Here is a 441-nt window from a genome sequence, read left to right on the forward strand (position 1 = left end):
CCGCGGGAACGGCGTCCCGCGCCGCCTGCCGTGCCCTGCGCCGTCCGGTGGCGGCGTACCACTGCACGGCGAGTACCAGCGCGAGGAACACCTCCACGCCGACCCCGCCGTAGTACATGAGCTGTGCCCCGGCTCGCAGGTCGTCCGCCGCGAAGGAGGTCCCCGGCGGCCCCGCGACGTACAGGCTCTTGGCCAGGACGGCGTGCGCCGCCCCGGCCGTCAGCAGTGTCACCGCCCGCAGCGGCAGACCGCACCGGACACGCACCGGGTCGAGCCGGCAGACCGCCATCGCGAACAGCAGACCGGCCAGCGGCATGTGCAGCTCCAGCGCCCCGCCCAGCAACGGGTCCCGGTGCGCGGCAGCCCACAGGCCGGTGCGGTACAGCAGCCACAGCCCGCCGAGGTCGACGGCGGCGGCGACGGGAGGGAACAGCAGCCACC

Annotated in this window: 1 protein-coding gene; it reads right to left on the bottom strand. The window is 75.7% G+C overall.

What is annotated here, in order from left to right:
* On the bottom strand, nucleotides 1–441 hold a 441-nt coding region (locus LPA54_RS39070), incomplete at both ends, for a cytochrome c oxidase assembly protein (RefSeq protein WP_228985143.1).

The sequence above is a fragment of the Streptomyces sp. DH12 genome (genome assembly GCF_020873895.1).
Classification (GTDB): domain Bacteria; phylum Actinomycetota; class Actinomycetes; order Streptomycetales; family Streptomycetaceae; genus Streptomyces.